At 70.0% G+C, this 746-nt stretch carries 2 pseudogenes; both read right to left on the bottom strand.

From position 1 onward, the window contains the following. Positions 1 to 176 (bottom strand): annotated as a pseudogene (locus FG154_RS20615) (ATP-binding protein); the annotation flags it as partial. Further along, a pseudogene (locus FG154_RS20610) lies at positions 166 to 746 on the bottom strand (IS21 family transposase); the annotation flags it as partial. The pseudogenes FG154_RS20610 and FG154_RS20615, both read right to left, overlap by 11 nt.

The raw sequence follows: 746 nt of genomic DNA, 5'->3' as shown, positions 1-746 counted from the left end.
AGCGGACCTCGCGTTCCGCGACCTCGGCCTTCAGGAGCTGCGACAGCATCGGTACGGCCGCCTCGACGCGGGGGCGCCCTGGTCGACGAGCTCCTCGACTGCCTGGGCCATGCCGAACATCTTCAGACTGCGCGAGCCATGATCACGACGGCGCCGCTGGCGGGGTCATGACGCATGGCGCACCCCCGCGCAGGCCGTCAAGGCGTTCGACATCCGCCCTGGTTCCTCAGCCGGCGCCAGCCCGCTGGGCGGAGCGACCTCGGGCGGGTCCGCAGGGCGTTCGTCGACCAGCCGGTGCAGGAGGTTGAGCACGTGCGTCTTGGTGGTACCCCGGCCTCGAGGGCCAGTTCTACGGCGCAGAGCACGGCCTCCTCGTCATGGTGCAGCGCGAGGGCGAGGATCTCCACCATCTCCCGGTCGCCACCCGGGCGCTTCAGCAGGTGTTGCTGCAGGCGCCTGAACGCCTCGGGCAGTTCGGTGAAGGGGGCGCCATTGCGCAGGGCGCCTGGCTTGCGCTGAAGGACGGCCAGATAATGCCGCCAGTCGTAGATGGTCCGGGGCGGCAGCTCGGGCGATTGGCGAACGGTGCAAAGGGACCGTGGCCCCGGTGGGGCCGCATAAGCCCGGAGCACGGGACGCTGTAGCGGGTCCACTCGAAGCTGATCAGGCAGGTCGGCGAGACCCGCTTGCTCTGCTCGACAAAGCCGTCGAAGGCCGGCGGTGTCGGCATCAGCGCAGTCCGTTCC

Source organism: Cereibacter sediminicola (assembly GCF_007668225.1).
GTDB lineage: Bacteria > Pseudomonadota > Alphaproteobacteria > Rhodobacterales > Rhodobacteraceae > Cereibacter_A > Cereibacter_A azotoformans.
The sequence above is the reverse complement of the archived record's forward strand: the minus strand, read 5'-3'. Positions and strand labels throughout refer to the sequence as shown.